General features: G+C 43.4%; 5 protein-coding genes. 2 read left to right on the top strand and 3 right to left on the bottom strand.

What is annotated here, in order from left to right; genetic code table 11:
• The first annotated feature begins 187 nt into the window (after nt 1-187).
• Nucleotides 188-1,153: a GlxA family transcriptional regulator gene (locus tag AB4558_RS21515; RefSeq protein WP_136979886.1), complete on the top strand. Its 966-nt coding sequence runs from the start codon at nt 188-190 to the stop codon at nt 1,151-1,153.
• 289 nt (nt 1,154-1,442) lie between these two features.
• Here the strand turns inward: AB4558_RS21515 and AB4558_RS21510 are convergent, their stop codons facing one another.
• From AB4558_RS21510 to slyA, 3 genes are read right to left on the bottom strand one after another with little or no spacing between them, the layout of a single operon-like run.
• On the bottom strand, nt 1,443-2,474 hold the full coding sequence (locus tag AB4558_RS21510; protein WP_017059067.1) for a DUF2955 domain-containing protein: 1,032 nt from the start codon (nt 2,472-2,474) through the stop codon (nt 1,443-1,445).
• A gap of 60 nt (nt 2,475-2,534) precedes the next feature.
• Complete coding sequence (locus tag AB4558_RS21505) at nt 2,535-3,596, bottom strand: HlyD family secretion protein (protein ID WP_372074873.1); 1,062 nt, start codon at nt 3,594-3,596, stop codon at nt 2,535-2,537.
• A gap of 12 nt (nt 3,597-3,608) precedes the next feature.
• Complete coding sequence (gene slyA / locus AB4558_RS21500; protein ID WP_017059069.1) at nt 3,609-4,076, bottom strand: transcriptional regulator SlyA; 468 nt, start codon at nt 4,074-4,076, stop codon at nt 3,609-3,611.
• A gap of 259 nt (nt 4,077-4,335) precedes the next feature.
• Here slyA and AB4558_RS21495 point away from each other — a divergent pair.
• On the top strand, nt 4,336-5,218 hold an 883-nt coding region (locus AB4558_RS21495), incomplete at its 3' end, for an IS5 family transposase (RefSeq protein WP_372159098.1).

Below are 5,218 nucleotides of genomic sequence, written 5' to 3'. Positions count from 1 at the left end.
TAGGATCAATAAGGATAAATGTTTCGCCAGATTCAATGAGAAAAGTTGCGCTACGTAGGTGGTGGATCTTCATAATGCCTCTCTAAACTCACTAACAAGTCATGTTCTCTATACGATTTAGTATGCTACTTTCCGACTTCTTATGATACTGTCTTGAAAGTCAACGTTCGCGCAAATCGAGACACTCATGAACAAATCAAGCGAGTTAATTAAAATTACTATGATAGCCTTTGAAGGCATCAGTGCTTTTCATCTCTCTGTGCCCTGTCTGGTGTTTCGAGATATCTTTTTCGGTCAGCCGGTTCGGTTTAACTTGAGGATCTGTAGCGAAAACAGCTTGCGGTTTGAAACAAGCTCTGGATTTGGTGTGGTGGTCGATAGCGATCTAAGTGCTACCCAAGAAGCCGATATTATAATTATTCCAAGCTGGCCAAATGACCTGCCAGAGCCAAGTGAGCGACTTCTAGAGGCGTTAATAGATCATCATGATAAAGGGAAGTTGCTGGTAGGGCTCTGCCTTGGTTCTTATGTTCTCGCGTGTGCTGGCGTTCTCGATGGCAAACGAGCCACAAGCCACTGGGCATTTACCGAACAATTTCAGCAGCAATTTCCTAAGGTGAATTTTGACCCAAACCCTCTATTTGTTGAACATGAGACTATCATCACCTCTGCTGGAGTAGCAGCTTCACTCGATTGCTGTCTGCACATAGTGCGCCGTTTGTGTGGTAGTGAGCTTGCGAATGATCTCGCTCGTAAGATGGTGACTGCACCATCTCGTAATGGTGGGCAGCAACAATACATACCAGCACCAGTCAACATAAAACCCCTCACAGAGACAAGTATTAACCTTGTGATTGAGCAGGTTGAGCAGAGTCTCAATCAGTCTCATTCACTAGATGAACTCGCTGAGCGCTGTGCGATGAGTAAACGTACCTTTACACGCCAGTTTAAATCCACCTATGGTTGTACATTTGGTGAATGGCTGCAAAATCGACGTTTGGTGTTTAGCCAACGTCTATTAGAAACCACGAAACTATCGATACCTCAAATTGCAGAGCAAGCGGGTTTTGGCTCTGACAGTGTATTTAGAAAGCACTTTAAATCTGCTTTTCATGTATCGCCGGTTCAGTGGCGCACGACTTTCAAGCAATAGAACTCATTTCATTGAGGGCATTTTTGCGTTACATGCTACCGCCAGCATACCTTTGGGCAGAAATGAGTTTCGGAAAAGTAAACATTAGCAAATCATGAATAACTACAGGTATGGCAAAGAGGAAAAAGTTTCAACGGTGTCTCCAATTGCTTTATTGAAATACTAGTACCTGATCCCGTACTGGAATCAGGTGATTGTTATGAGAGACAAAAGACAAGACATGACCCTATTGTTTCTAATGCTGAGTCACAAGCAGTTTTTTTCCATGCTCGATTAATCATTATCAGCATTACTGATAACTTAAGCGCGTTGCAGCAAATCGGTTAAGTAAAGTGTGCATGATGTAACACAGTAATAAAGTCGCTACGATGGCAACCAAAATACTGCTAATACGGTAAAGTGCACTATATATCAGATCGCTACCTGGGGTGAGGTATTGGCCAAATAAAATCCCTAGCGTGGTCATCGCTCCAAAGCCAACCCCAGCGCCGACGTTTTCTTTGACGTGTACTTGGCTAAATAGCATTAACCCAAACCATAAAACCGGCACGACTAAGATCAACAGCCCTGACCAATCATAAAGAAACAACTGGGCTAACACACCGAATGTCACTCCAAGAAAGGTACCTATCGCACGTTTAAGGGCATAATTTAATACCCCAGTAAAATGCATCGGATAAAGTAATAAAATTGTGGCAGCTTGCGCCGACATAGAGTCTTGCAGATTAAATATCTGGAACACGACAAAAGATGCTGTGGCGATAGTTGCCCCCAGTAATACTTCATGTCGCATTCGATTTACTGATTTTGCTGGTGGTTTTTGCAATTTTCTGGGTTCAACATCAGGGATTAACGAGACCATGATATAGGCGATAATGATTGCCAGTATTGTGGCGCCGAGATTAGCGCCGATGAGACCGTTTAGATCAGTATCAGGGTAACTGGCAAAATTAAGCATGATGCTCAGATTAAGTAAACTATTGGCACCATAAAGAAAAAAACTGCCGCGGGTCATGGCGGTAAAAAAGCCAACAAACACCCCAAAAATAATCAGGGTCATTAAGACTGGATGGCCACCAAATAAACCACCGATAACGCCTACCACTAATCCAGCTGTGACAGAAGACGCCAACACCTGCCGCGCGACATGGGCGGTGAACACAGGTGCTAGCCCTAGCAATACCATAGGGGTAACAGTATAAAACACCCCGTTACTAAAGCCGAACAGTTTGCACACAGTAAAGCCAATCGTGCCAGCAGTGGCAATACGTAGACATTGACGTAAATCATTGGCTGTCATGGGATTAAATCTTAGTAACATGATTGTTGCCTTGTGTCGCTGTAATATATTTAAAATAGCGCATCTATCAAATGTATGATGTTAATAGATATAGTGCAGCATACTGATGGCTTTAATCTGCCCATGAGCTAATAAGTTCAGCAAACTATTTTCTGGCATTATCTGCACCGTCGCCCGTGCCCCCGTTGGCAATGTTCTCATGACTTCGTCATTATCTAATTGTAAATGCAATCTCATTCTTTGGGCGTCACGGACCCAGCGATCAGATTGTTGCGGAGTCGCTAAACTGCCATTGGCATCGAACTGTCCGGCGCTAACCCCAGCATCAATACTGCTGACGTGGGCGCGATATAAACGGCCTGGTTCACCGTCAAACGCAACAAGGGCTTTAGATGAAATTGAGACATCTCGTAATGCCTTTTCTCTAAAATCAGCAATAATATCCACATCATCAGAAACAAGAGCCAGCAGTGGCTGGCCAATGGCCGCAAAGCCGCCGACCATGATTTGCAAGTTAGTAACTGTGCCGTCTTGATCCGCATGAACTTGGGTATAAGACAGGTTTAATTTGGCTTGGGCTAAGCGATTTTCGGCCTGACGTACTTTTAAGTTATTGTTACCGTAAACACCGCGGCTCACTTCTAATTGCTTTAAACGGGCTTGGGTTGCCAGCAAATTTGCTTCAGCCGCAGCGGCATCGCTGTCAGCTTGATCGCGTTGCTGTTGGGATACGCCATTAGTTTTGTACAGTGCTTCAAGACGCTTTGCTTCGCTGCGTTTTTGTTGTGATGTGGTTTGGCTGGCATTGACATCAGCTTGCGCCGCTAACAAAGAGGCATCTAGCTCAGCGTTATCTTGCTGGACTTGCTCTAAAGCCAACTGCGCTTCATCTACCGCTAACTTATACGGTCTAGGATCTACTTCAAACAGTAATTCACCCTTGCTAACAACTTGGTTATTAGTGACAGCAATAGTTTTAATGCGGCCATTAACTTGTGGGGTAACCTTAGTCACAACCCGAGTTGCCATAGCCTGCGGCGTTAATGGCATAGTCGCATCAGCAAACATAAAGTAACCAAATACCAGCATAAAGCCTGCTAAGGCAATTTTTGTTAGCCGCGAAAATTGTTGATCTGGTGTCATATTTGTATTCACTTACTTGTCTGTCATTTTAGCTAATTTGGTTAACGCATTATTACCAATCAGATTAATTACTCTTTCAAACTCAGTAAGTTCTTCAGCGTTTATGCCTAAGAGCAATTGGCTACGGATATTGATAATTGTTACTTCAACTTTCGTTATTAAATCGAGTCCAGCAGGAGTCAAATTGACAAGTCTGGCGCGTTTATCATGGGGGCAACAGTGGCGTTCAATGAGCCCTTGCTGTTCTAATTGGGCTAAGGTGCGCATTAAAGAGGCCAGTTCAATTTCTAAGGCATTGGCTAATACTTTTTGACTGAGGTTGTCGCCTAATCGCCACAGTTTCCATAAGGCTGTCCAGCGTGGGTAAGTTAACTCTAAAGGGGCAAGTTCAATGTCAACAGCGGTGCGCCATAAGCGATGCAGACGCCCCAATTGTTCTGCCAGTGATAGCTCTTTCATATGGTCGAATTCTTTTTGCATCATGGTTCCCATTTACCTAGCGTGCTAACTATTATACTTGGTTAGCACGCTAAGTAAATTATTTTATACTATCAAAATCGCCTCATAAGCCTAAATCCCCTTAAAGTAATGAAAAAAAAGAATAAAAATGGAAGTGAAATAGGACATCCGATCTTTTACCAATAAATTTTAACCCAGCCAAGGCTTTGTTTCCTAAATCAGGGAACTAATGCTTAAAGCTACGATCAGATCATCTAAGTTCACTCACATACTTAGAGCAATGCCAAAGCCTCGCTACAGAACAACTAACTGGAAACAATATAACCAAGCCCTAATCAATCGTGGTTCACTGACATTCTGGATTGATGAGGAAGCGATTCAACAGTGGAAGCAACTCAAGCAAGGTAAACGAGGTCGACCTCGATTGTTTAGTGACTTAGCCATTACGACCGCCCTCATGGTTAAACGAGTATTCGCGATGCCGTTGAGAGCGTTACAAGGATTCATCGATTCTGTTTTCAAACTCGCTCAACTCCCGTTGTCATGTCCTCATTATTCATGCATCAGTAAACGAGCCAAAACGGTTAATGTGTCATTCAAGACAAAGACCCGAGGCGCAATACAGCATTTAGCCATTGATGCAACAGGGCTAAAGGTCTACGGTGAAGGTGAATGGAAAGTAAAAAAACATGGTACTGACGGGAAGCGTCGAGTTTGGCGTAAGCTCCATTTAGCCGTAGACACTGGCACTCATGAAATCATTGCGGCTGAGTTAAGTTTATCGAATGTCACTGACGGTGAAGCTCTTCCTAATTTACTGAATCAAACTCGTCGTAGAATCAATGAGATATCTGGTGATGGAGCTTACGATACAAGACAATGCTACGAAGCAATACGTATTAAACAAGCTGTTCCACTTATTCCACCGAGAGAAGGTGCTGCTTTTTGGTTACGAGGTCACCCCCGTAATCTGGCGGTAGCTTGCCAGAAATTATACGGCTCAAATAAACATTGGAAAAAGAAGTACGGTTACCATAAACGGTCACTTTCAGAGACGGCTATGTTCCGTGTAAAGACACTGTTTGGTGGGCGATTAAGTTTAAGAAACTATAATGCTCAGGTTGGTGAAACCTACGCCATGATTAAAGCGTTGAATAAGCTCA

This window comes from Vibrio sp. 10N.222.51.C5, from assembly GCF_041474575.1.
GTDB lineage: Bacteria > Pseudomonadota > Gammaproteobacteria > Enterobacterales > Vibrionaceae > Vibrio > Vibrio crassostreae_C.
Note: the sequence above shows the minus strand (reverse complement) of the source record. Positions and strands in the feature narration are given on the sequence as shown.